Annotated in this window: 18 protein-coding genes, 1 tRNA gene and 1 pseudogene; 12 read left to right on the top strand and 8 right to left on the bottom strand. The window is 42.6% G+C overall.

Annotated elements, in window-relative coordinates; all coding sequences use genetic code 11:
• Positions 1-53 precede the first annotated feature (53 nt).
• From trpCF to H5164_RS17115, 4 genes are read right to left on the bottom strand one after another with little or no spacing between them, the layout of a single operon-like run.
• Positions 54-1,457 (bottom strand): bifunctional indole-3-glycerol-phosphate synthase TrpC/phosphoribosylanthranilate isomerase TrpF, encoded by a 1,404-nt coding sequence (gene trpCF, locus H5164_RS17130; protein WP_182757159.1) that lies wholly within the window; start codon positions 1,455-1,457, stop codon positions 54-56.
• Positions 1,450-2,493 (bottom strand): anthranilate phosphoribosyltransferase, encoded by a 1,044-nt coding sequence (trpD, locus tag H5164_RS17125; RefSeq protein ID WP_182757158.1) that lies wholly within the window; start codon positions 2,491-2,493, stop codon positions 1,450-1,452. Before trpD ends, trpCF begins: the two co-directional genes overlap by 8 nt.
• The gene (locus H5164_RS17120) at positions 2,493-3,095 is read right to left on the bottom strand and encodes an aminodeoxychorismate/anthranilate synthase component II (RefSeq protein ID WP_124016534.1); all 603 of its coding nucleotides are present in this window, start codon (positions 3,093-3,095) and stop codon (positions 2,493-2,495) included. The genes trpD and H5164_RS17120 overlap by 1 nt, the downstream gene beginning before the upstream one ends.
• A gap of 41 nt (positions 3,096-3,136) precedes the next feature.
• Positions 3,137-4,708 carry an anthranilate synthase component 1 gene (locus tag H5164_RS17115; protein ID WP_182757176.1) on the bottom strand — a complete coding sequence of 524 codons (1,572 nt, stop codon included), beginning with the start codon at positions 4,706-4,708 and terminating at the stop codon, positions 3,137-3,139.
• 450 nt (positions 4,709-5,158) lie between these two features.
• On the opposite strand from H5164_RS17115, the gene H5164_RS17110 reads away from it, so the two are divergent.
• The 4 genes and pseudogenes from H5164_RS17110 to scpB form a co-directional block, all read left to right on the top strand.
• The gene (locus H5164_RS17110) at positions 5,159-6,019 is read left to right on the top strand and encodes an RNase RNM (RefSeq protein WP_182757157.1); all 861 of its coding nucleotides are present in this window, start codon (positions 5,159-5,161) and stop codon (positions 6,017-6,019) included.
• Positions 6,016-6,636, top strand: a complete 621-nt coding sequence (locus H5164_RS17105) for an L-threonylcarbamoyladenylate synthase (protein ID WP_124016493.1) — start codon at positions 6,016-6,018, stop codon at positions 6,634-6,636. Before H5164_RS17110 ends, H5164_RS17105 begins: the two co-directional genes overlap by 4 nt.
• A gap of 39 nt (positions 6,637-6,675) precedes the next feature.
• A complete protein-coding gene (locus tag H5164_RS17100; RefSeq protein WP_182722225.1) occupies positions 6,676-7,464 on the top strand; it encodes a ScpA family protein in 789 nt (262 codons plus the stop codon).
• A 126-nt stretch (positions 7,465-7,590) separates the two neighbouring features.
• Positions 7,591-8,151: pseudogene (scpB, locus tag H5164_RS17095) on the top strand (SMC-Scp complex subunit ScpB); the annotation flags it as partial.
• Between the two features lie 286 nt (positions 8,152-8,437).
• Here scpB and H5164_RS17090 read toward each other — a convergent pair.
• Positions 8,438-9,364, bottom strand: coding sequence for a LysR family transcriptional regulator (locus tag H5164_RS17090; protein ID WP_182696971.1), 927 nt, complete (start codon positions 9,362-9,364; stop codon positions 8,438-8,440).
• 191 nt (positions 9,365-9,555) lie between these two features.
• Here H5164_RS17090 and H5164_RS17085 point away from each other — a divergent pair, with 191 nt between their 5' ends.
• From H5164_RS17085 to H5164_RS17065, 5 genes are all read left to right on the top strand, one after another.
• Entirely contained in the window at positions 9,556-10,635 is a 1,080-nt protein-coding gene (locus H5164_RS17085; protein ID WP_182741245.1) for an efflux RND transporter periplasmic adaptor subunit, read from the top strand.
• 3 nt (positions 10,636-10,638) lie between these two features.
• Positions 10,639-13,704 carry an efflux RND transporter permease subunit gene (locus H5164_RS17080; RefSeq protein WP_182757155.1) on the top strand — a complete coding sequence of 1,022 codons (3,066 nt, stop codon included), beginning with the start codon at positions 10,639-10,641 and terminating at the stop codon, positions 13,702-13,704.
• Between the two features lie 419 nt (positions 13,705-14,123).
• Positions 14,124-14,996, top strand: a complete 873-nt coding sequence (gene rluB / locus H5164_RS17075; RefSeq protein WP_124016499.1) for a 23S rRNA pseudouridine(2605) synthase RluB — start codon at positions 14,124-14,126, stop codon at positions 14,994-14,996.
• Positions 14,997-15,190: 194 nt separating this feature from the next.
• Positions 15,191-15,520: a hypothetical protein gene (locus H5164_RS17070; protein WP_182757154.1), complete on the top strand. Its 330-nt coding sequence runs from the start codon at positions 15,191-15,193 to the stop codon at positions 15,518-15,520.
• 215 nt (positions 15,521-15,735) lie between these two features.
• Positions 15,736-15,821 (top strand) — tRNA-Leu (locus H5164_RS17065).
• Between the two features lie 356 nt (positions 15,822-16,177).
• On the opposite strand, the gene H5164_RS17060 is transcribed toward H5164_RS17065, so the two are convergent.
• Positions 16,178-16,453, bottom strand: coding sequence for an HU family DNA-binding protein (locus tag H5164_RS17060; protein WP_124016501.1), 276 nt, complete (start codon positions 16,451-16,453; stop codon positions 16,178-16,180).
• A gap of 270 nt (positions 16,454-16,723) precedes the next feature.
• Here H5164_RS17060 and H5164_RS17055 point away from each other — a divergent pair, with 270 nt between their 5' ends.
• The 3 genes from H5164_RS17055 to rplY all read left to right on the top strand — a co-directional run bounded on the left by H5164_RS17055 (position 16,724) and on the right by rplY (position 19,587).
• The gene (locus H5164_RS17055) at positions 16,724-18,160 is read left to right on the top strand and encodes a murein L,D-transpeptidase (protein ID WP_182757153.1); all 1,437 of its coding nucleotides are present in this window, start codon (positions 16,724-16,726) and stop codon (positions 18,158-18,160) included.
• Positions 18,161-18,398: 238 nt separating this feature from the next.
• Positions 18,399-18,950, top strand: coding sequence for a DUF882 domain-containing protein (locus H5164_RS17050; RefSeq protein ID WP_124016503.1), 552 nt, complete (start codon positions 18,399-18,401; stop codon positions 18,948-18,950).
• Positions 18,951-19,299: 349 nt separating this feature from the next.
• Entirely contained in the window at positions 19,300-19,587 is a 288-nt protein-coding gene (gene rplY / locus H5164_RS17045; protein ID WP_124016504.1) for a 50S ribosomal protein L25, read from the top strand.
• A 64-nt stretch (positions 19,588-19,651) separates the two neighbouring features.
• Here the strand turns inward: rplY and H5164_RS17040 are convergent, their stop codons facing one another.
• Together H5164_RS17040 and H5164_RS17035 are read right to left on the bottom strand one after the other, a co-directional pair.
• Entirely contained in the window at positions 19,652-23,545 is a 3,894-nt protein-coding gene (locus H5164_RS17040) for a translocation/assembly module TamB domain-containing protein (RefSeq protein ID WP_182757152.1), read from the bottom strand.
• Positions 23,542-25,332, bottom strand: coding sequence for an autotransporter assembly complex family protein (locus tag H5164_RS17035; RefSeq protein ID WP_259396856.1), 1,791 nt, complete (start codon positions 25,330-25,332; stop codon positions 23,542-23,544). The genes H5164_RS17040 and H5164_RS17035 overlap by 4 nt, the downstream gene beginning before the upstream one ends.
• Positions 25,333-25,369 lie beyond the last annotated feature (37 nt).

Here is a 25,369-nt window from a genome sequence, read left to right as displayed (position 1 = left end):
TTGAGTAATCGTATATTCATGTTGATTCGTTGTTCGTTGTTCGTTATTCAATGTTAATTGCGGCGTAACTGGGCAAATGCAGCGTTCAGTTTTTGATGGTCTTTATGGCCAGGAGCTGATTCTACTCCTGAATTTAAGTCGACCCCATAAAATCCCTGTTGGCTGGCAAGATAAACATTCTCTGCGGTTAACCCGCCGGCCAAGATGGCGTCTTGTTTATTACCAATATTGGCTTGCCAGTTAAATGTTTTTCCGGTGCCACCAAATTGCTGTGCAGATTTGCTGTCGTACAAATAACGATCGGCCCCGGCAGGTTTTGGACTCACTTCACCGCTCTGACTGTCAATTGCAATGGCTTTCCAAATCTCGGTGCTAAGTTGCTGCTCAGTCAGTAATGTTTTTAACTCTTTAATTTCAAGTTCTGTTTCATCGCCATGTAGTTGCACTGCAAAAAGATCCAGTGTTTTGGCTAAAGCTGCGATATCAGTAACGGCATGATTAACAAACACGCCGACCATGTTTAATCCAATATGATGTTGCTGCATTTGGGCGACTAAGTCACTTGCTTGTGCTGGCGTTACAGCTCTGGGTGATTTAGGATGAAATATTAATCCTCCAAATACTGCACCAGCTTGTGCCACTGCTGCAATATCGTCAATTTGAGTCAAGCCGCAAACTTTATTATTACCATAAATCAATTGTCTACAGGCTAAATCAATATCGTCTTGCGCCATTATTGAGCTACCGACAAGGTAACCGTCAACTAATGGGTTTAAGCGACACACTTGCTGATGATAATAAATCCCTGACTCACTGATCACCACTCTGTCAGCGGGGATTTGCGGTGCTAATAATTCTGTGGTGGCAAGGTCGGTACTCAAGTCGCGTAAATTACGGTTATTAATACCAATAATCGGCGCGTTTAGATCAATCGCTCTAACTAATTCTGCTTCGTTACTGACTTCAGTTAAGCAATCTAAGTGATACTTTGCCGCTTCGTTTGCTAACAATCGATATTGTTGATCATCAAGCACTGACAGCATCAGTAAAATGGCATCAGCGCCTTGGTGAGCCGCTAATTTCACTTGGTAAGGGTCGACAAAGAAGTCTTTACAAATAATCGGCTGAGTCACTCTAGCGCGCACTTTAGGAATGTAGTCCATGTCACCTTGGAAAAATTCTTCGTCGGTTAACACTGAGATGCCTGCAGCATATCGAGTATAAATATCAGCAATAGCTTCTACATCAAAGTCGGCGCGGATCAGTCCTTTTGAAGGGCTGGCTTTTTTACATTCAAAAATAAACTGAGCATTCGGCGCTTTCAACGCATCAAATAAGCTACGATCTGATATTTTAGGTTGTAAGCTAGCTTCGGGGAAACGCAATTTAAGTGCGCTAATGTGCGCGACTTTAGTTGCAACGATGCGGGTTAATACATTATTTTCTGGCTTACTCATGGTGTTCTCCTGCTTGGCTCACGGCAGCTAAATCGGTTAATAAGGTGAAGGCAGCGCCACTGGCAAGGGTTGCTAATGCTAGCTGTGTACCGGCTTGAACTGAGTCGCACACACCACTGATATACAAAGCACAACCTGCGTTAATGGCCACAGCATCTCGGTGAGCAGGGAGGCCATTACCTTGTAAAATAGCTTGCGTTATGAGGGCATTGTCTGCCGGTTCGCCGCCGGTGAGTTGCTCGATACTTGCGCGCTTAACCCCTAGATCTTCAGGGCTAAGTTGGTAAGTACGCACCACACCGTCTTTTAGTTCTGCCACATAGGTATTGTCATGCAATGCCACTTCATCTAAACCACTACCATGTACCACCATGGCGCGTTTTACCCCCAAAGCATGGAGCACATGTGCGATAGGCTCGATCAGTTCAAGTGTGTAAACACCTAGAAGCATAAATTCTGGGCTTGCAGGGTTTATTAACGGTCCTAGCACATTAAAAATGGTCCGGGTTTTTAACGCTTGTCTAACCGGCACAGCATGTTTTACTCCGCCATGGTAATGCGGCGCAAATAAGAAACACAAACCAAGTTTATCTAAACACTGGCTTGCGGCATCTGGTGCCATGGTGAGTGCAATACCGAAATGGGATAATAAGTCAGATGAGCCAGACTTACTCGATACACTGCGATTACCATGTTTTGCTACTTTAGCGCCAGCTGCAGCGGCAACAAAAGCGGCTGTAGTGGAAATATTGATGGTGTTATGTCCATCACCACCGGTACCGACAATATCAACAATGCCGCTTTGTTTTGAGGCATCACTGCGTGGGAAGGGTTTAGCGGCTTGCCGTAATGCGTCTGCCGCTCCGGCTATTTCATCAATGGTTTCGCCACGCATTTTTAGCGCCACTAACATCCCTGCCATGGTGGCAGGTTGCATATCCCCTTGAATAATCGCGCTAAAAACTTGTGTCATTTGTTCACGAGTTAACGCAGTACCTTGATAAAGGCGGTCGAATAAAGTTTGCAGATTATCCATTATTCTCCTCCAGTAAAGGCGTGGTCTTGGGTTAAATACGCTAATGTTTGCGTCAGCAGTTGGCTACCTAAGGTGGTTAAAATCGATTCTGGATGAAACTGAAAGCCTATTGCTTGATGTTGTGGATGCAATATTGCCATCGGCATATCATCGGTAGTGGCAATGATTTCTAAGCAGTCAGGCACCTTTGTCGCCACCAAACTGTGGTAACGAGCCACTGGTAATGGTGAGGGCAAATTGGCAAATACGCCTTGACCATTATGGAAGGTGGGGCTGGCTTTACCGTGAACCACAAATGGTGCTCGTTCTACTTTACCGCCATAATATTCGACCATAGCTTGATGACCTAAACAAATGCCCAACATTGGAACTTTGCCGGCTACTTTACCAATCAGTTCCATCATGCAGCCCGCTTCATGAGGGGCCCCTGGGCCTGGTGATAATACCAAGGCTGCTTTTGAGGTTTCATTAATAAGCTTTTGTGCAACATAATCGGCGCTGACATCATTACGGTAAATGATGACTTCACAACCAAGGCTGCGGAATTGATCGACTAAGTTGTAGGTGAATGAGTCAAAGTTATCCAGTAAATAGAGTTTCATGCGGTTAGTCGCTTGGTTACTGGCTTGTGTGGTTGCAGTGCTCATAGGCCACCTCCCATCTTTATTGCTGAGATAACCGCTTGGGCTTTTTGACGAGTTTCATCGGCTTCGGCTTGCGGGTCTGAATCAAACACCACGCCAGCACCTGCTTGTATATGAGCAACCCCATTTTTAACAAAGGCTGAACGGATAACAATGCAGGTATCCATGTCGCCAAGACCATTGAGGTAACCTACAGCGCCACCATAACTGCCGCGACGAGCTTGCTCTGCTTGGCGAACTAATTGCGATGCACGTACTTTTGGCGCGCCCACTAATGTTCCCATGTTCATGCAGGCTTGATAAGCGTGCAGGGCATCTAAATCTGAGCGTAATTGACCGGTGACGCGACTGACTAAATGCATCACGTGCGAATAACGATCAACTTTTAACAGTTCGGCCACTTTACGGCTACCGCTTTGGCTGATGCGAGCAATGTCATTGCGGGCTAAATCGACTAGCATTAAATGTTCAGACAATTCTTTCTTATCTAAACGTAGCTCGAGCTCTATACGACTGTCTAGGTCAAAATCAATCTCACCTTGGGCATTTTTACCGCGCTTTCGGGTGCCAGCAATGGGATACACTTCAACTTGGTTACTGGCCGCATCGTATTTCAGGGCACTTTCTGGCGATGCGCCAAATAAGGTGAAATCAGGACCTCTGAAATAGAACATATACGGACTAGGATTGGTTAAGCGCAAAGCCCGATACGCCCCAAGGGTATTCGGACAAGGTAGACTGAAACAACGTGATGGCACCACTTGGAAAATATCACCGGCGACAATATGTTCTTTTAAATCAATCACGGTCTGCTTAAATTGCTCGTCGGTGATGTTAACTTCTTCGTCGGTTGTCACTGGCGTTAATTGAGCAATATCACCTAGTTCAGCGCATTGTTCGGTAACGTGTTGCAGTTGCAAGGCTAATTGCTCTGCAATGATGTTATCTTGACCGAATTGGTGGCTGACAATCTCAGCTTGCTGAGTTTGATGGTCAATTAAAATAAGTGTCTCAGCTAGATAAAATAAATAGTCAGGGCAATCATTATGCGCATTGGGCGCAGCAGGGAGTGGCTCGACGGTATCAATTAAGTCATATGCTAATACGCCACCTAAAAATAAATCTTCAAATTTAAGCGGATTATTGGTTTGAATGTGCTTGATAAACATTCTTAAGCCATCAAGAGGCGATGTTGACTTTAACCGTGCATCTTCATCTTGTAACTCGGTGGCTTTTTGCAGCGTCACGATGAGAGTATCATTATCTCGTTGTTGCTGTGCATCACCGAAGAAGTTCGCTATTGGCGCTAACAATGCGGCACCATTTTGAGTTAATGCGCTAAAGCTAAGCTGATAACCGTCGCAACGAATCATCATTGCCGCATGGGTGAGGACGATACTTTTTAAATGGTCTTTACTTTCGACCTCCGCAGACTCTAACAGCATGGTATGCGGCGCGTTATTAGTCACTTGCTGATACAGTTTTAGCGGATCTGTATGGTAGGTTAGTGCCTGCTTTTGCGTGGTAACCTGAGCGAGTTGGTTTGGTGTAGTCACTGTTGTCGTCACTATGTCGCCGCTCCTTGTATCATGTTTATTTATCATCTATTGGCCTCTAATATTGTGTAACCCGAGTGACTAATTTTGCATGGGCCAGATAACAAGAAAGCCCACATTTCTGCGGGCTTTTTGGTAAAATCTTGTCTCTTAAAAATGAGCACAACGCTTCACACCACCCGTTAATTTGGGAAGTGCCACCACCAAGTAATGTGTAATGAAGCTAAAGAATGTGTCATTGTTAATCGCTATGTTATGTCTTTGTTTAATGCCTATAGGAAAACCCAGCTGGAGAGTAATGTCAATTGAATATTTCTCAAAAGCCATTAAAAAATGACAACCAGGATAACGAGAGGCTAATTATTGAGCGCTTTAGGTGGCTTGTGTATAAATAATTCATCAATTGCCATCATTTATTCATAAATCCAAGCAGTATTTTTATCGCTACTCTTGTACAATAAGCACATGATTACAGAGACTCTCCTGGCCGATCTTCATAGCCACACGACCGCATCAGACGGTCAATTAACACCAACCGAATTATTAACTCGCGCTATTGAAAAAGGCGTCGAGATGTTTGCTATTACTGACCACGACACAGTCGGAGGGTTAGCAGAAGCGCATCTTGCCAATCAAGCGCACGCCACACCATTAGTGTTAATTAATGGTTGTGAGATTTCAACGCGTTGGAACAGTTTTGATATTCATATTGTCGGTTTAAACTTAGATATCGGCCATATTGGATTATTAGACTTTTTAACTCACCAACGCCAATTGCGTGAAGTGCGTGCCCAAGAAATTGGCGAGCGTTTAGCTAAGGCCGGGATTGAAGGGGCTTATGACGGCGCAAAAGCAATTGCTGGCGACGCCGCACTTAGTCGTGGCCATTATGCAAGATGGTTAGCTGATAATGGTCATGCGACAGATATGCCTAGCGTGTTCAAACGTTACTTAGCGCGCGGAAAAACCGGTTATGTGCCTAATAATTGGGGCGACATGGCCAATGCGATAAACCACATTCATCAAGCGGGTGGCGTTGCAGTCTTGGCTCACCCTAGTGGTTATAAATTATCGGCCAAATGGCTTAAGCGCTTAGTACGTGAATTTGCAGAGGCCGGTGGCGATGCGATGGAAGTTATTCTAGGTCAGCAAACATTGGATGATCGTAATAATCTTATCGCATTAAGTAAGCAAAATAACCTACTTGCTTCTGTGGGGAGCGATTTCCACTTCCCCAGTAATTGGATCGAGCTAGGTAAAAACTTATTCCAACCTCAAGGTGTGGAATGGGTTTGGCAATCACAACATTGGACGGAAAGAGCATGAGTCAATTTTGGTATATTCATGATGAAAACCCACAAGCAAGGTTAATAAACCAAGCGGTGGCGATTCTTAAACAAGGTGGAGTCATTGTTTACCCAACAGACTCTGGTTATGCATTAGGCTGTATGATTGGCGAAAAAAATGCCATGACGCGCATGGCGCGTATTCGCCAGATTGAAAACGACACCAATTTTTCATTAATGTGTCGTGATTTATCTGAGCTGGCTAATTTTGCCCGGGTTGATAATCAAGCATATCGTTTATTAAAAAGCTGTATGCCTGGGCCATATACGTTTATTTTCAAAGCCACTAAAGAAGTGCCGCGCCGGTTACAATGCGATAAAAAACGCACCATAGGTATCCGCGTGCCTAATAATGTTATTGCATTGGCGTTACTTGAAGCATTGGGTGAGCCGATGATGACCACCAGTTTGGTTATGCCAAATGAGCAATTTGCTGAGTCAGACCCTGAGCATATTCGCGACATTCTCGATCACTTAGTCGAAGGTATTATTCATGGCGGCTATTTGCCTGAAAATCAAACGACTGTGATTGATATGTCTGAAGATGAGATGGTGATATTACGTCATGGTGCTGGCGATACCAGTGCATTTGAATAACCACAGGTGACCATGGTTGATGAACCGTCAAGGATAAATATGCAAGGTAGCCAGCAGAGCCTGCCATTGGCAGTGGTTCGTGGCCAAGTACTTGATAGCATGCCACTAGACTTGTTTATTCCGCCTGAGGCCTTAGAAGTGTTTCTTGAAACCTTCGAGGGCCCGCTGGATTTATTGCTGTATCTTATTCGCAAACAAAAATTGGATGTGGTTGATTTACCCATTCAACAAATTACCCAGCAATATTTACTCTATATTGAGATCCTGACTGAAGCACGGATTGAGCTGGCGGCTGATTATTTAGTGATGGCCGCAACCTTAGCTGAAATTAAGTCACGTTTGCTTTTGCCTAAAATGGCCAGTGAAAATGATGAGGAAGAAGACCCTCGCGTGGTACTGATCCGGCAATTAAAAGCCTATGAAGTGATAAAGCAAGCTGCTGCAGATATCGATGCATTACCACGGATTGAGCGAGATGTATTACAAGCATCTGTGAGTGCAGCTCCAGACATTAAACCTGTCACTGTGCCTCCTGAAGTGTCGCTGGTGGATATTGCCCGCGCGTTTGGTGAAGTGTTGAAACGCATTGATGCCAATGAAGATCATCATGTTAAGCGCGAACAGTTATCAACCCGCGAGCGTATGAGCCAAATTTTAGCCAAGTTATCCAGTACCGAATTCATTGGTTTTGAGTGTTTGTTTGATGTCAGTGAAGGTCGAGCCGGTGTGGTCGTGAGCTTTTTGGCACTTATGGAGCTGGTCAAAGAGTTACTGGTTGAATTAGTACAAAATGAACCTTTCTCGCCCATTTATGTAAAAGCCTATTAATCAAGCTCAACGCTATGAGCAAAACACATGACAAGTTTGACATAACGGACTTAACATAACGCAAATATTAACGATTTATCCCTCTCTTTTATTCAAAGTTGAGGTTAACGATATTCGAAGAGATCCATGAAGCCAATTAATCCTACACAGCTAAAGCAACTTATCGAAGCCAGTTTATTTGTCTTAGCTAAGCCATTGTCAGTTAACGCTATCAAAGAAACTGTGTTGGCTGACTTTAGTGTGTCGCGCTCGCGCATTCAGGAAGTGCTTGATGAATTACAACTAGATTATCAAGAGCGTGGGGTGCAACTAGTGAAAGTTGCCAGTGGTTATCGCTTCCAAACTCAGGAAATGCTCAGTCCTTACTTGCAACCTCTGTGGCAAGAGAAATCTCCTAAGTATTCACGTGCAACCCTGGAGACCTTAGCGGTTATTGCTTATCGACAACCGGTAACACGTGGCGATATTGAATACATCAGAGGCGTGGCTATTAGCAGCCATATCATAAAAAGCTTAGTCGATCGCCAGTGGATTAAAGTAGTGGGCCATAAAGAGGTACCTGGTAGGCCTGCGTTATTTGCCACCAGCAGTGTATTTCTCGATTACTTTAATCTTACCAAGCTAGCCGACTTACCAGCCTTAACTGATGCCGACTCTTTACATGCTTTATTTGAAAAAGCACAGCTAGGCATGGACAATCAATCTGATCTTGAAATCGTCGTTGATCCAGATAACGATGACGTCGTTACCCTTGATGAGGTATCTGACCCAGATGGAGCTATTAAGTTTGATGAACAAGATGGCGCGGTTAACAATGACATTGATCCTGACAATCAAAACGATAATAACCCTTCGCATCAGCCACATCATTAATTAAGCATGTGATATAACCCTTATCGGTAACATCTTGGTGAACCCTCTAGCGCTATTTCGTTTTCCTCATCAATATCTAAGAGTTGGTCTAGTCGCTTTATCACATCCACACTTTTACATGTGCCGACGGCGATTGATAATGGCCACTTTGAGGCAGATTGGCTAACATGTAATCGATAAAGCGTTGGCTGGCAAGACTTAAAAAACGCCTCGATGGGTAAACTAAAAAGACTACCGCCATATAAGGTGGGAGTTCATCAAACAATCGCACCAATTTGCCATGTTTAAAATCCTCCTGACAAATTCGCAAAGGTAAATAACCTATGCCGCGGCCAGAAAGCGTTGCTTCATAAGCGAGTTGGATACTATTGGTACACAAATTGCCTTTGACCGCTTGCATCGCATCATTTGCCAAAGGCACTTCGCTGAAGGTTTTACCATTAGGGAAGCGAAATAAAATCGAATTATATTGTTCTATGTCCTCTGGTGAATGCGGTGTTCCGGCGTTAGCCAGATATTGTGGACTGGCAACAAAATATAACTCTTCGCGAATAATCGGTTTTGCCACCATGTCTATTTCGCTAAACGTTTCTTGGACCATAAATGCAATATCGATATTGTGTCTGACCATATCGAGAGGTTCTGTGCTGCTAATAATTTCAACTGACAGCTTTGGATTTGCGTCCATAAAATTAAAAATTTTGCTGACAATGTCCATCATCTCTGGGATAGGGAAGATTAATATCCGCAGATGGCCATTGAGTTCAGCTTTGTTATCGGTGATCTCATCTAATGTCTGTGCCAAATCAGCTAGCATAGTTAAGGTTTTTTGATAGAAATGACTGCCTGCGGAGGTGAGGGTGATGGCGCGGCTTTGACGGTGAAACAGCTTTAAATTTAATGACTCCTCTAACGATTGCAAGCGTCTACTGACGGTTGACTTAGGCAAATTCAATAAGTTAGCCGCTTCAAGAATGCTGCCGGTTTCGACGATGCGGTGGAATAATGCAATGTCTTCAGTTTTCATATTGTTTGCTCTAATAATGCTTGATAAGTCAAACTCAAATAATGGGATTGATATTCCCAAATAAACCCATTTATTGCAACTATAATTCAGCGTATTGTTCGAACCAATTGTAAATTAACTGTCATCTCAAAAAGAGATGATGATGTTGTCATTACGTCAGTTTAAATCTCTGTTACCAAGGAACATAATCGATGAAATATCGCTCAACATTGCCGTTGGCATTGCTTATTTCTACTATTCTAGCTGGTTGTACGCCTGTCGAAAGCGCCGTTCAAGAAGAGCTTGTACGCCCCGTTAAATTGTTTGAGGTCGCGCAATCTTCAGGCAATACTATTCGCCAATTTCCTGCCAGAGTTGAAGCCAACAGTCGAGCACAATTATCATTTCGGATTTCAGGTCAGCTTGTCAGACTGGATCTTGTGGAAGGGCAGCAGGTTAAACAAGGTTTTTTACTGGCTCAATTAGACGATCGCGATGCGCGTAATAATTTAATGACGCGTGAAGCAGAGTACGATTTGTTGCTGGCCGATTTCAGCCGTAATCAAACGCTACTCGATCGTAAACTGATTTCACAAGCACTATTTGACAGCAGTAAAGCCCAACTTAAGTCGGCCAAAGCCGCGCTAGCAGCAGCCAATGATCAAGTGAGTTATACCCGTTTAGAAGCACCATTCAATGGCACCATTGCTAAGCGACTAGTGGATAATCACCAAATTGTTCAGGCAAACCAAGGGGTAATGACCCTGCAAAATAATCATTTGCTTGATGTCACTATTCAAGTGCCTGAAGCTATGGCAGCAGTCTTAACTCAAGATATTGCCAATGGCTTAGCGGCAAAAGTACGTTTTAGCGCAGTAGAGGGCATGTCGTTTGATGCCAAATTTAAAGAATACTCAACCCAAGTGACGCCGGGCACCCAAGCCTATGAAGTGGTGTTTTCATTACCACAACCTGACAATGTGCAATTACTGCCAGGCATGAGTGCTGAATTAACCTTAGCTACGCTTAACGAATCACCACAAGGCTTTACTGCGATTGTGCCTATTTCTGCTGTAGACAAACAAGATCAAACTGGTGAGGTGACGGTATGGCGCTATCAGCCAGATAGCGGTGACATTAATCCGGTGAAAGTGACGCTTGGTCGCGTAAGCACAGATGGTGTTGAAGTGTTGAGTGGTTTGCAAAAAGGCGACGTTATTGTTGCTGCTGGATTGTCGCAATTATCTGCAGGCATGAAAGTGAAGCCATTACGCTGGCAACGGGGAGTGTAGTTGATGAATGTTGCTGAATATTCCATTAATCATAAAGTGATTAGCTGGATGTTTGTATTTTTACTGCTTATTGGTGGCAGTGTGGCTTTTACGGGACTAGGACAATTAGAGTTTCCAGAATTTACCATTAAACAAGCGCTAGTGATCACCGCCTATCCTGGTGCATCGCCTGAGCAAGTGGAAGAAGAAGTGACCTTGCCGCTTGAAGATGCGTTGCAGCAGCTTGATGGCATTAAACATATCACTTCTATCAACAGTGCTGGGTTATCACAAATTCAGGTTGAGATTAAAGACAATTATGACAAACATCGCTTACCCCAAGTGTGGGATGAGGTGCGTCGAAAAGTAAATGACACCACAGGGGGCTTACCACCTGGTACCGCTAAGCCACAAGTGATTGATGACTTTGGTGATGTATACGGTATTTTATTGAACTTGTCAGGCAACGATTTTAGTAATCGAGAACTGAGCAACTATTCCGACTATTTACGCCGTGAGTTGGTGCTTGTTCCCGGGGTAAAAAAAGTCTCTGTTGTAGGTGATGTGACAGAGCAAGTGGTGATTGAGATTTCACAGCAAAAACTGTCAGCTCTTGGCTTAGATCAAAGTTACATCTATGGATTAGTGAACAATCAAAATGTGGTGTCTAATGCTGGCAGCATTGTGATTGGTGATAATCGTATCCGTTTACATCCCACTGGTGAGTTTAGTTCTGTAGAAGAGTTGTCTCGTTTAGTCGTCAGTTCACCGGGCAGTACTGAACTTATTTACCTTGGAGATATTGCCAATATTGAAAAAGACTATGACGAGACCCCTAATGTGCTTTATCACAATAGTGGTGAGGCGGCATTATCGTTAGGTATTGCGTTTTCTGGCGGCGTAAACGTCGTTGATGTGGGCAAGCGTGTGAGCGAGCGTTTAGTTGAGCTTGAATCGCAACGGCCGTTAGGGATGAGCCTTGATACGGTTTATAACCAAAGCTCTGCGGTTGATCATACCGTACAAGGTTTTTTGATTAACCTTTTAGAGTCGATTGCGATTGTCATCGCAGTATTATTATTATTTATGGGCCTGCGTTCTGGATTATTGATGGGCCTAATTCTGCTGTTAACTATTTTAGGTACTTTCATTGTAATGAAGGTATTGGACATTGAATTGCAGTTGATATCTCTGGGGGCGCTGATCATTGCGTTAGGTATGTTAGTCGACAACGCGATTGTGGTCACCGAAGGTATTTTGATTGGCTTACAGCGTGGTAAAACTCGTCTTGAAGCCGCCAAGCAAGTGGTATCGCAAACTCAGTGGCCATTATTAGGCGCAACTGTGATTGCCATTATTGCCTTTGCGCCAATTGGTTTGTCACAAAATGCGGCCGGTGAGTTTTGTCGTTCATTGTTTCAAGTGTTAATGATTTCTTTGTTTATTAGTTGGATTACAGCAATCACCTTAACGCCATTTTTCTGTAATTTGTTATTCAAAGAGACTTCACCACAAGCTGAACAGGTAGACCCTTATAAAGGCTGGTTGTTTACCACTTATCGTCGTTTTCTGTATTTTGTATTACGTTTTCGTCTAGTGACATTGTCAGTGGTGTTGGCGATGTTGGTCACCGCAGTGATAGGCTTTGGTCACATTAAGAACGTGTTTTTTCCCGCATCAAATACGCCAATATTTTTTGTTGATGTATGGATGCCTGAAGGGACAGACATTAAAGCCACGGAACGATTTACTGGCGAAATAGAGAAAAAGCTACTGCAAGAAAGTGAGCTTAATGACTCCGGGTTAGTGCACCTGACATCTGTCATCGGTCAGGGTGCCCAGCGTTTTGTGTTACCTTATCAGCCTGAAAAAGGCTATCCAGCCTTTGCTCAGCTTATCCTAGAAATGCGCGACCTAGCAGCCGTTAAGGCTTATATGCCCCAAGTTGAAAAGTTGTTAAATAGCCATTTTCCCCAAGCACAATACCGTTTAAAAAATATGGAGAATGGTCCATCACCAGCGGCGAAAATTGAAGCGCGTTTCTATGGCGAAGATCCTCAAGTGCTGCGCAGTTTAGCCGCGCAAGCGGAAAGTATTTTTAGAAACGAACCGACAATGGACGGTGTTCGCCACAATTGGCGCAACCAAGTACCACTCATCCGTCCACAATTACAAAATGCTCAAGCACGTGAAACCGGCATCAGTAAACAAGATTTAGATAATGCCTTATTGGTTAACTTTAGCGGTAAACAAATTGGCTTGTATCGTGAAACCAGCCATCTATTACCGATTGTTGCTCGTGCACCAGCAGCAGAACGGCTTCAAGCGGATAGTTTATGGAAGATGCAAATCTGGAGTACAGAGAACAATACCTTTGTCCCAGCAACACAAGTCGTCAGCGAGTTCAGCACTGAATGGGAAAACCCTTTGGTGATGCGCCGTGATCGTATTCGTATGTTGGCTGTCTTGGCAGATCCTAAACTGGGCTCTAACGAGACTGCAGACTCAGTGCACAAAAAAGTTAGGCATAAAATAGAGGCGATTAAACTGCCTTCCGGTTATCGCTTGGAGTGGGGCGGGGAGTTTGAATCGGCAGGCGAAGCGCAAACAGCTGTTTTTAGCTCGATTCCCATGGGTTATTTAGCGATGTTTTTAATCACAGTGTTTCTGTTTAACTCTGTACGACAACCCTTGGTCATTTGGTTTACGGTACCGTTGGCGGTTATTGGTGTATCAGCAGGGTTGTTGATATTTGATGCTCCGTTTAGCTTTATGGCATTACTTGGATTGTTGAGCCTGTCTGGGATGGTGATCAAAAACGGCATAGTGTTGGTTGATCAAATCAATCTTGAACTTGAAGAGGGGAAAGAGGCTGTATTTGCACTGGTTGATTCGTGTGTGAGTCGTGTTCGCCCTGTTATGATGGCTGCGATTACCACCATGTTGGGCATGATCCCTTTAATTAGTGATGCTTTTTTTGGTTCTATGGCGATTACCATCATCTTTGGTTTAGGTTTTGCTTCACTATTAACTTTAGTGGTGTTGCCCGTTATGTATAGCCTAGTGTTTAACCTTAAAGTGACTCGCTGATCGATCAATAATGCTATTTGATTGATTAAGGCTGCTGATACAATTGTGCCAGCAGCCTTTTTGAAGGCATTAATCTATCATTAGCGTCGTTGTACATCAGGCAGCTTAATGTATTTCTGTTATCAACAATGGCTGACTCAAAATCGGTTAGCTTTTACGCCTCCATTGGTCTTGTTCGCAAACCAATCGCCAGCTTGATATTGATGACATAGCATAGATTGATTTTGCTGCGTTTCAGTTACCTCTTATCCTTAGTTGAATGTAACTGTGGTATTTTTTGCTCACCAGCCCCATTCAGCGTATAATCTACGCACTTTTCTAATTGTATGCGCCTTAGGCGGGTACAATCCTAAAAAGACAATAAAACAAGAGTAATTAACCTTTTGTTTTTTATAAAACTTCTTTAAAGAGTCCCGCTAATGAGTGAAAAATTGCAGAAAGTCTTGGCCCGTGCAGGCCATGGCTCCCGTCGTGAGATGGAGGCATGGATTGCTGCAGGCCGAGTTAGTGTTGACGGTGAAATTTCTGGTTTAGGTGATCGTGTTGAGGCAGATGCCAAAATACGTATTGATGGCCGTGCCGTTTCATTAAAATCAGCTGACGACATTATTTGTCGTGTACTGGCATACCATAAACCTGAAGGTGAAATTTGCTCGCGCAAAGATCCTGAAGGTCGTACTACCGTGTTCGAACGTTTACCTAAAGTGCGTGATGCTCGTTGGGTTGCGGTAGGGCGTTTAGATATTAATACTTCAGGGTTACTATTATTTACCTGTGATGGTGAATTAGCTAATCGTTTAATGCATCCGTCTAATGAAGTAGAGCGTGAATACGCTGTGCGTACTTTTGGTGAAGTGCCAGAGGCTGCAGTGCAGCGTTTACGTACCGGTGTGACTTTAGAAGATGGCCCAGCCCAGTTTGATACCATCAAAGCTGCGGGCGGCGAAGGCATCAATCAATGGTGGCATGTCACCCTTCGCGAAGGACGTAATCGTGAAGTGCGTCGTTTGTGGGAGTCTCAAGACGTACAAGTTAGCCGTTTAATCCGCGTGCGTTATGGTCAAGTTGAATTGCCAAAAACATTGCCTCGTGGTGGCTGGATTGAACTGCCAATTGACCAAGTGAACTACTTACGTCAACTTGCTGGTTTAGAACCTGAGACACGTTCAATTTTAGGCTCGGACAAACACAGTGTTGCCCGTTCTAAAGTGAAAAGTGCTAAAATTCGCCGTGCAGTTCATAAGCATAAAGTGGTGGGTAATCACGGCAAACCAACGCGTCAGCGTAGCTAATACATCAGTTTTGCTTTGTTTATAGAAGGTCGCGAAAGCGGCCTTTTTTGTTATTTTTTATTGATAAAAATTATATATTGCTCGCCTACTTGTCAAAAGTTTTTTCTCAGATATGATTCTCAAAATTTACGGCCTATTGAGCTGTTATTCGACAATTTATGCGCTGCGGCGTTAATACTAATGATTAGGAATGTATGAAAAAAGTATTGGTTGGTTTATTGGTCTTGTTACTAGTAGCTTGCGCATCTGCACCGAGTTGGCAAGGTATGTCTGAGCGTGAGATCATTCAATGGAAAGCGATAGGGTTTGATTCAACCCAAGCGCAAAATTGGCGTGTCAGAGGCTTTGGACCTGCAGAATCTGATGGTTGGATAAAAGCAAACTTCACGTTAGATACGGCAACGATTTGGGCCAAAGAAGCCTTTAATGTTGAAGAAGCTCAAGTGTGGAGTGAAGCCGGTTTTGAGATTGAAGAAGCGGTAACTAATCGCAGTAAAGGCTTAACACCAGTAAGAGCAAATTAATTATTTATTGTGCTAAGCACTTTGTTTTGTTGGATTTTACATCGGATTGGCGTTTTTTAAAGCGTTCAGTTTGATGTAATGAAAATTTTAGTTGCTTGGCTCAAAAAAATCAGTAAAGTGTGCCCCAAGTTAAGCCGGACGCGAAAGCAGCTTGGTTTACCTTACGTAATAACAAATTAAGTGAGTTGATATTTTTATCAAAACACGCTCAGTTTGCCCGAGTGGTGGAATCGGTAGACACAAGGGATTTAAAATCCCTCGCTGAATAAGCGTGCCAGTTCAAGTCTGGCCTCGGGTACCATTATAATCTCTAGTAATAGAGAGTGGTGTAAAAAAGCCTCAACTTATGTTGGGGCTTTTTTACGTCTGTAATTTGGTGGTTAAGGGTAACAAACGCAAAAGAAGGTGAGGGCGATAAGAGCGAACGAGCCTAGATGCTAGGGCGGACTTCATCCTACTAGTTCGCTACGTGGCTATAAGAGCGTTTGAGGTCTGAATACTACAGAGTTATAGCCTATAGCTGCTAAACATTCTAGTACTTAGACTTTTAAGGTTTTAACGCTGACTTCAGTGGTATTCGCATTCGACAGCCTGCATATCGCCCTTTAGCTACTTCAGTTATACTAGCACCTCGGCTTTTAATCTCTAGTGCCTTAGCTAATCGTTGATTAGCGCTTTTAATGTTGGCGACGCTTTAAAGCTGGGTTGATTAAATCCGTCAATCTCTATGGCTGCACCCGTTTGTGGATTACGGCCTACTCTAGGTAAGTAAAAACGCAATTCAAACGTGCCAAATTGTGGAATGTAGATTTTCTCACCTTCAGCTAAACCTTGATGAATAATGGCTAGGATCTGTTCAAGTTGTTGCTTTGTTTGAGCTTGAGGTTGGTCCATTTTATTGGCCATTGATTGGATGAGTTGCTTTTTATTCATGACAGTCTCTATAACTTAAGTACTTCAAAACCCTCTTATAACAATTCAATATCGACCTTCCTAGTTGTGTATTCATAAATTAATGTTAAGTGGTTACTTTTTATATTTACGATTAACTTTTATACAAAGAGGTAATATTTTAGTATTCACTTTTGTTGCTTAAATGTTTCGTTCATTCAAAGCGCGTTATTATTTGCCATAATGACTATACCCATTTCACTTATGTCATAAACATGACAGTATCGTGGGGTGTCGCTAATGGGGAAGAGTATGTTCAGTAAACATAAACTGTCTATAAATGTGAGCATAGTAGCCATATTGCTTTGGAGTATATCGTCATTTGTTTTGGCCGATACTGATGATATATATCCTAACTTAACTCAAAATCTGCAATTACAGTATTTGGCTGAACCTAATGCGCAGCGAGCACACTATTTAGCAATATTACAAACAGGCTCAGCTGCAAAATCATTAGAATATATCGATCTCATTCAGCAAAGTGTTGCCACTTTTTGGCGCAATAAAAAGGTGCCTATCGCATTTGATGCAATCGAAAGTTCGGCCTCGTTGCTTGAAAAAAATATCGCACTGGAACCTGCCGTCGATGATTACCTGAGTGTCATAAACGCGCTACGCAAATTAATGTGGTTATCGCAAACTCAAGATTGGCAGGCTATCACAGTTGATGCCTTGCTTCGCCCTGGCGATAGCGATCCCAATATTAAGTTAATCAACCAACGTTTGTGGCTATTAGGTGATGCCAGCGAATTACTTGCTGATGAAGTTGTGTATCAACCCGCTTCAGCGGAAAGTGTTAAACGTTTTCAGTTTCGCCATGGGCTAAAACCTGACGCCGTTATTGGTCCAAAGACCTTATTTTGGTTAAATCAAACTCCGCTTCAACTGGCTTCTTTATTAGCAAAGAGCTTTGTTGAAAAAACAGCATATTTAAGTCAATTGCCTCAACCTTATTTGTTAATTAATATTCCTGCTTTTCAAATGGTATTGGTGGATGATAATCAGGTCGTATTGTCATCGAAAGTTATCGTGGGTAAACCGGACCGGCCTACTCCGCTGATGACAGGGCAAATTTCAAATATCATTATCAATCCTACTTGGACGGTACCTCGACAGATTTTACGCCAAGATATTTTGCCGCAAATAAGACACTATGGTGACTATTTTGCCGACAAGCATTTTGATGTGTTTGATTATGAAGGCAATCGAGTTAATAAAACTGCGGAGCAATGGCAGCAAGCAGCAATAGGGCGCTTTCCTTATCGAGTCGTGCAGCGTCCTGGAGGTGATAATGCTTTAGGCCGATATAAATTCCATTTCAATAATGATCAAAGTATCTATTTGCACGACACACCCAATCGAACGCTATTTTCAAAATCACAAAGAGATTTATCATCAGGTTGTGTCCGCATTGAAAAGGTACAGCAATTAGCCGACTGGTTTGTCAACCATTTGGTTATCGATAAACGAACCTGGAATCGCTTAGAGTCTAATTATACTCAAACCCAATGGTTTGCCTTATCTGCATCTTTACCCGTGCACATGGTCTATTGGCGTGCTTGGGTGGATGAGCAATATGTTATTCAGTATCGTGATGACATTTATCAGTTAACTCCAAAGGCAGCGGTCAATTTATTAAGCCATCAAGGCGCCAGCAAAGATATTGTGCAGGCATTATCAGTTAATTAAGTAAAGTTAATGGCTGCTCACTTTGCTGCTAAGCACTTGAGCAATATCACACTCTTATATTAGCGTGCGTGTTTTTAATCTCACGCAACAGCGCCAGACTTGCATTTATGAGCATTAATGGTTAATTTATTCGCCAGCTGGATAAAAAAGCAACAACTAGTTCGATCGTGTTGTGAAGATTAAATCATGCCTCAAAGGCTGATAAGTCCTGAATTTAGATAATTAAAGTGGTGTATAAATGACAATTGAGTGCCTAACTCGTCGGCAGGTATTATTAGGCTTAAGCGGTGCCGCAGTGGTGACTCTGTTACCTAATACCGCCCAAGCAAGTCGTGCAACTATTGGGGTTAAAGATTTACGTTTTTATAATCTACATACCGGTGAAAGAAGTCAGGGAAGCTTTTGGGTTGATGGTCAATATCAATCAGCGACACTGACTGAGTTTGATCATGTATTACGTGATCATCGTCAAAATGTAGCCGCACCAATTGATAAACGATTATTTGAATATTTGTATAAATTGCAGGCTACGTTAGATAATCAAGATGAAATCCATGTTATCTCCGCTTATCGTTCACCGAAAACGAACCAAATGCTCGCATCTCGTAGTAATGGCGTAGCGAAGAAAAGTTATCACATGAAAGGCATGGCAATGGATATTGCTTTACCTGGGGTAAAAACCAAACATTTGCGTGATGCAGCCGAGTCTCTTAAGTTGGGCGGTGTTGGGTTTTATCCTCGCGATGGCTTTGTACACATTGATTGTGGTCCAGTGAGACGATGGGGTTAATAAGACAAATCTCATTAAATATCTGGTCAGTTCAGAGTCTCTCAGGTTTCAAAGTCCTTTAGGCATCTTTAGACGCTTTAAAAATAAGACATTCCCACCATCCATTGCGGTCAGATGCTGGAGGGTGAGTTACCCAGGAGCTTGTTACCGAGAGTCACTGTTTGTTTCAATCATCTGTCTTGCCTATAGCACTTTGAACTCTCGCTGAAAGATCACATATTTAATAGGATTAGTATATCTTCTTGTGGCTTGATAATGGCTGTGGTAATATCCGCGCGCTTTATTTGAGTCATCGTTGGTCGAGAATGATGACGCCTTCATACTTTATTAATTATTAAGTGAGTGACTAATGTCTTACACAATCAACGCAGTAACCCGCACAGAAATCGGGAAAGGTTCGAGCCGCCGCCTACGTCATGCCGGTAAAGTTCCTGCAGTAATTTATGGTCCAGGTAAAGAGCCTGTATCAATCACGTTCGAACACAAAGACATCATTAACATCCAGTTAAATGAAAACTTTTACACAACTGATTTAACTATCGTTGTCGATGGTAAAGAAGTTAAAGTTCGTGCAAAGGCTATCCAACGTCACGCATTCAAGCAATTAGTTGAACATATTGACTTCATGTTTGTCTAACTTTTGCTTTGAAAAAAGCGCCTAAGGGCGCTTTTTTTGTGTCTGTTTTTTACAACCCTAAAGTTTAATCAATTTCGAAGCTATAGTAGATATCCAGTGATTGACTTAAGGTACTCGATACACTTTCTAAATATAATTGTGAAAATAAGTAATAGCGCACGGTCATTTCATACCCTGGGTTAAACACGCCCACACCATATTTAATCATTAAGTCTTCGCCAATATAGCCACTCACAGCTACTTTTCCATCATCATTGGTATCAAGTTGTACATTAGAAAAACCAAATTTTTCAATGAGTCCTGTCGCTGTACTGCCAATACTATTCATTGCGCCACCATCAAATTGTGAGCCTAAACTCAGCGCTGCCCCCATCATTAATGAGTTGCTTTGTTGGTTACTTGAACTGGTAAAGCCTTTACCCGTTAAAATGTACGATAATATCTCAGCTTGTTCTTTTGCCGGATTAGAAAATAAGGTTACAACAGGGCGCATTGGTGTCCCCGTAACTCTGACACCTGCGGTTATATCGCTTTCCTTAATCTCTCTGGTTGCCTCTATATTAAGATTTGGTGATGCAGTTGGTCCAATAAATTGCACTTCACCGGTATTGATCGTTAGGGTCTGCCCCATAAACTTATAGGTACCTTTATTGACTCTAATATCGCCAAACAACATCGGTGGTTTAAATGCTTGTTGCTGAAGTACAAGGTCACCTTCTAGCTTACCCTTGAGGCCCATGCCATCAATAGTGAGGTTTTTACCTACATTGATATTTAAGTCGGCTGTGATGGCGTAAGGGCTGGTTTTAACCGTTTGTTGAGACACTGAATCATTGAATACCACATCATTTGATACGGCTATGCCTCCTTCAGCCAATGGGGTGATTTTTATTTGTCCTGAGGGAACATTCACTTTGCCTTTTATTGCGAACAGTTGGTCATCAAAGGTCATATTAATATCTGGAGAGACATTTAAGATTGCCATTGGCGGTTGAATAACCGCTAAGTTACTGCCTTTAATGTCAATATCACCACTAAATTTACCTTGTGGCCACGCTAGGGTACCTTGGGTGGTGACTTGGCCATCTCCCATATGCCACTGGCCATTGAGCTGCCCTTGCTGACCTTCAAGTGAGAGTGATAAATAGAGTTTATCAATCAATGTCGGGTTAGTTGATAAGGCCAATGCTGCATCATTGAGTTTAATATTACCTGATAGACTAGGGTCCATAAGGGTACCGGATAACATTAATCGGCTCGATAGCATGCCTTCTAAGGTTTCAAGTCTTGGGAAAAATTCTCCAAAGGGAGCGAGATTGAGCTCATTCACATTAATCGTTCCTTGTAAGGTACGATCGGGAGTGATATTAACACTTAGCTGACTTTGCCAACTGGCGATTCCGGATGAATCGAAACTTAATGAACTGGTCACTTTTTTCTCATCAAGTGACGCTTGTAATAACAGCTGCTGATAGTCGATGCTAATGGTGTTGTTTTTAGTACGGCTTAGCTTAATATTACCGGGCAGGAGTGTAAATTGAAGATTGGCCGTAGGCTTTTTAGCTTTGGCCCAATTAACTTGACTGGTTAACGCTGCTTCACCGCTCCAGTTGATTTTTTTAGATAAAATGGGCTCCAAGGTTTTACCTGGGTTACCCGTAAGCGTGATATTGGCTTGGCCAGTGTGGCCCAAATTAACATCATTGATCAAACATAATTTATTGTGTGGGTGCACTAAACAGAAGCTGCTGATGCTACCTCTATGGTTAAGTTGATCCCAGTTTGCTGTAATGGGTTTATCTTGTTGCCATTGTCCAAGGACATTACTGATACTGAACTCGGTTAAGGTGGCATTAAATTGTTGTTTATCAATATTGCTACTACTGCTAATTTGAGTATTGACGACCAAATCACCTTGAGTATTCAGTTTACTTTGCTGTTTGCTTTGGTTGCCTTCACTGATAAAAGAAATATCTGTCAGTTTATAGCTACTCCATACAAGATTGTTATTATGCAGTTCTATTCGATATTGGTGTTGTAAATAAGGACGATAGTTAGCGAGTAAATTGAGGTTATCAATTTTACTACCTTGGTAGCTCAACTTGTTAATTTGTGCGTTCACATCAACGATAGGGTCTGCACTATTGCCGCTGACATCTACTTTAGCGAAGATACTACCGCGAGCGCCTGTTAGCCACTGGCTGACATCTGGCACACTCAGTTCAGCATTGATGTCCCAGATTTTATCTGCTTGACCGTTGACGATTAATTGGGCGCCGAGAGCATTGGCTTGTAAGTTAGACGCGTTAACTGCAAAATCTTGATTTAATGAAATATCGCCCTGTAAATTCAATGGATAACCATTTAAACGTCCTGTTAAATTAGCCTGTTCAATTGCCACTTGCCATTGTTTATCCGCAAGGCTGCCCGAACTATTAAAATGACCACTGAATTTACTTTTGACTGGATTTTGCTGATTAATATAATCAATGTATTGCAACTGGATATTGTCGCTAAACACCTTAGCTTGCCATGTTATGTTATCTTGATATGACAGTTCTCCCGTTAGCTCCACATTGCCAGCCAGCGACTGCACCTTCAGCTTATTAACCGTCAGTTTTTGCTTAACGTTAACAATATCAGCACTTACCGTTAAAGGTGGATGGTAAGGCGTGGTGATCTGCCCTTCAAACTGTGCCACTTGATCTTTACTATCGCCTTTGCTGGTAAAACGGCTAATGTTGCTGGTGTACAAGGGGTTACTCAGTGGCCACTGTAAAGCTGCGTCGGTCAGTGTTACTTGGTAGTCAAGCGCAGGAGACGTGAGATCGACTTTAGCTGTGAGGTTAAAATGGCTATCACCCTTAGCAATGGCGTCGATGTGTAACTGGCTTAAGTCTTCGCTAAGTTCAAGGCTAAGTTGTTGCTGTTTAAGCCCCGGTAATTCAGGCAGATTATCGACATTTGCTGTTAGTGTTAATGCGAGCGGATAGTGGTCATGCAAAGCAATGTCACCACTAACACTGACATTACCATCATCATGCTGAATGTCGAGTTGGCTTATTCCAAGTTGAAATTGACGAAAACTGGCCGCCAATGCGATATGGTTAAAATGATCAGTTCGTTCACCCAATTTGAGCAGACTGTCTGTAGCATTAAATTGCCTAATATCAATAGGAAAAGGCATAAACACTTGTGGTAAATTCGCTAGTGGCCATGCTGTCGCTTTTGCATCAACCGTTTGTGCAGTTTGTATACTCTCCACTGGAACATTGATTGGCTTGGTTGATGCTGGTGCTGCAGGGATATCAACTATCAGGCCTTGGCTGGTAAATGATTCAACCATCAGGCCTGCGCTGTTCCAAATAGCTTGAGTCGACAGCTCATCGGCATGAAATGTCATGCTATTGACCGCAATATCAACCTGGGTTAATTTTGCTTGGCTGAGGCTAATGTTTATCGGTAATTCAAACTTAGTAAAAGGGGCTGGTAACTCAGTGGATTTATCCGCATCTTTTGCAGCAGGAATATTATCGCTGACAATGTTCACTCCTATGCTTGAAGCCATTAGGTTTGTCACACACAGCTGTTTATTCATCAGACAGGTTGGCACCCATTCCAATGTTACATTTTGAGCATTAACGCTAATGCCAGGCATTGACCATGACATGCTATGAAGGGTGAGATCGCCATTTAAGGTGCCAGAAGCGTATTCAACTTCAACATCGCTGACTAATTGGTTAACCAAGAACACCGCTGTTTTGCTGCCAAATGGCGTGCCTATGAGGACGGCAAACAACATCAATAATGCTAAAGGCACATAAATTAAGATCCGAGTATAAAGCTTAATTTGGCGCCAAATGCGTGCAGGTAAGCTAGTTGCACGCTTAGTTTTGGTATTATTATTGGCAGCGGTCGCTTGTGGCTGCTGACCTTGCTCAGAATGCTCATCTGTCATAAATCAGTCCCCATGGTTAAATGGAAACGAAACGAGCGTGCAACGGTCTCAGTTTCTTTTAAGCCAAACCCTAAGTCCATTCGGATTGGACCAATCGGTGATATCCAGTGTAAACCACCGCCAACCGATACCACGGGTTCAAACTTCTGTGTATCAAATGCATTACCCGCATCGACAAAGGTAGCAACGCGCCAAGTAGGGGTGAGATAGTACTGATATTCTACGCTGCCAACGGCCAAAAAACGGCCACCGACCACTTGTCTCGATAAGCCGCCTTCACTGTTGGTGTAGTCAATATAGGGCCCTAATTCTTGGTAACTGTAACCCCGTATACTTTGGTCGCCACCAGCAAAATAACGCAGTGATGGGGGAATGTTGGCAATATCGTTATCATTTGCAATATTGGCGCCTAAGTCAACGCGAGCAACAAATCGATGCTTATCAAATAAGGTTTCTATCCATTTAAATCGTGCTTGTAAGCGAGTGAGACGAATAGTCGATCCTACAGATGGATCTGCATATTCAATGCTGTATGTTTGACGATAGCCAGATTTAGGATCGAGGGTATTGTCACCTCGAACCGTTTTGGTGAGGTTGTAACCTAATAAATAAAATCGCGGATCGTAATCTGTATCGAGTTGATTATAAAACTCTCTTGTGGATTCAAGGGAATAACCATGCAGCCAATTACTTTTGGACCGTCGTTGACGCGTTAAGCCAATAATGTATTTTTCAGACTCTAACTGGCCAGTATTATTAAATTGACGGTTATCTGGATCATAATCTTGAGTGACACCATAGGTGTCGCGTAATAATCCTAGTTTTATTTTTAGTTGATCATCTAAAGGATGCGTTAATGGAATGGTATAGGTAGTTAAAATTTTCGGCCGTTCAGGCGACCACTCCATACTGGTTTCTTGATAATGCCCATAGCGGTTTATTTGTGGGGTACGCCAAGTCACTCGCACGCGAGGATCGATACTTTTTTCGGTACTATTACCAATATCAGCACCTAAACCGACCTCAATAAGATGGCTAGGACGAGGACTTAGTTCAACTTTAATTGGCACAACACCGGTTTCAATCTTGTCTAATTGTGGCAATACTTTGATATTACTAAAGTAACCAGTATCTAACAAATTACGATTAAACTCAGTCAAAAGTTGCGTGGCATAAGGCGCATCAGCACCAAAAGGGATTAATGCTTCGACAATATCGTCATTAAGCGTTGAACCTTCAAAGTCAACATCACCAAATAAATATCGCTTACCTGAATCAAATTCGAGGTTAATTTGGGCGCTATTTAAGTCACGATTAATGCTGATTTCTGATTTTGTGTATTGACCATCAAAATATCCTCTTGCCATTGCCAGAGTGACTAATTGTGATTTAATTGAATCGTAAACCCCGTGGTTTAAGGTGTCACCAGGTTTGATTTTTAGGCTATTAAGCCATAGCGAAAAAGTATTGTCTTCAAGCATCTCTCCCTGAAAATGAATATCAACCCACTGAATAATCACTGGTTCCCCAAGGGTGATATCGAGCTTTAGCTCCCAAGGCCCATTGTCTTTTTCGTTAACGTCAATATCTACAATAGCGTGATAGTAGCCCATAGATTCAAGCGCATCATGGGTGTTATCGTCAACTGTGAATAAAAAAGCTCGGCGTTGAACATCATTATCTGGCAAGGTACCTAAGTGAGCTGAAATATTATTTTCAATTTGTTTGTTAACGCCATTAACGTTAATCGTTAGCCAATTATTATCAGCCAGCACAAAGCCTGACATCAATAATGTCAACGAAAGTAATAGAAACTGACTAAAT

The sequence above is a fragment of the Shewanella sp. SG41-3 genome (assembly GCF_014164545.1).
In the GTDB taxonomy this organism is placed as follows: Bacteria; Pseudomonadota; Gammaproteobacteria; order Enterobacterales; family Shewanellaceae; genus Shewanella; species Shewanella vesiculosa.
This window is presented reverse-complemented; position numbering and strand designations above follow the sequence as displayed.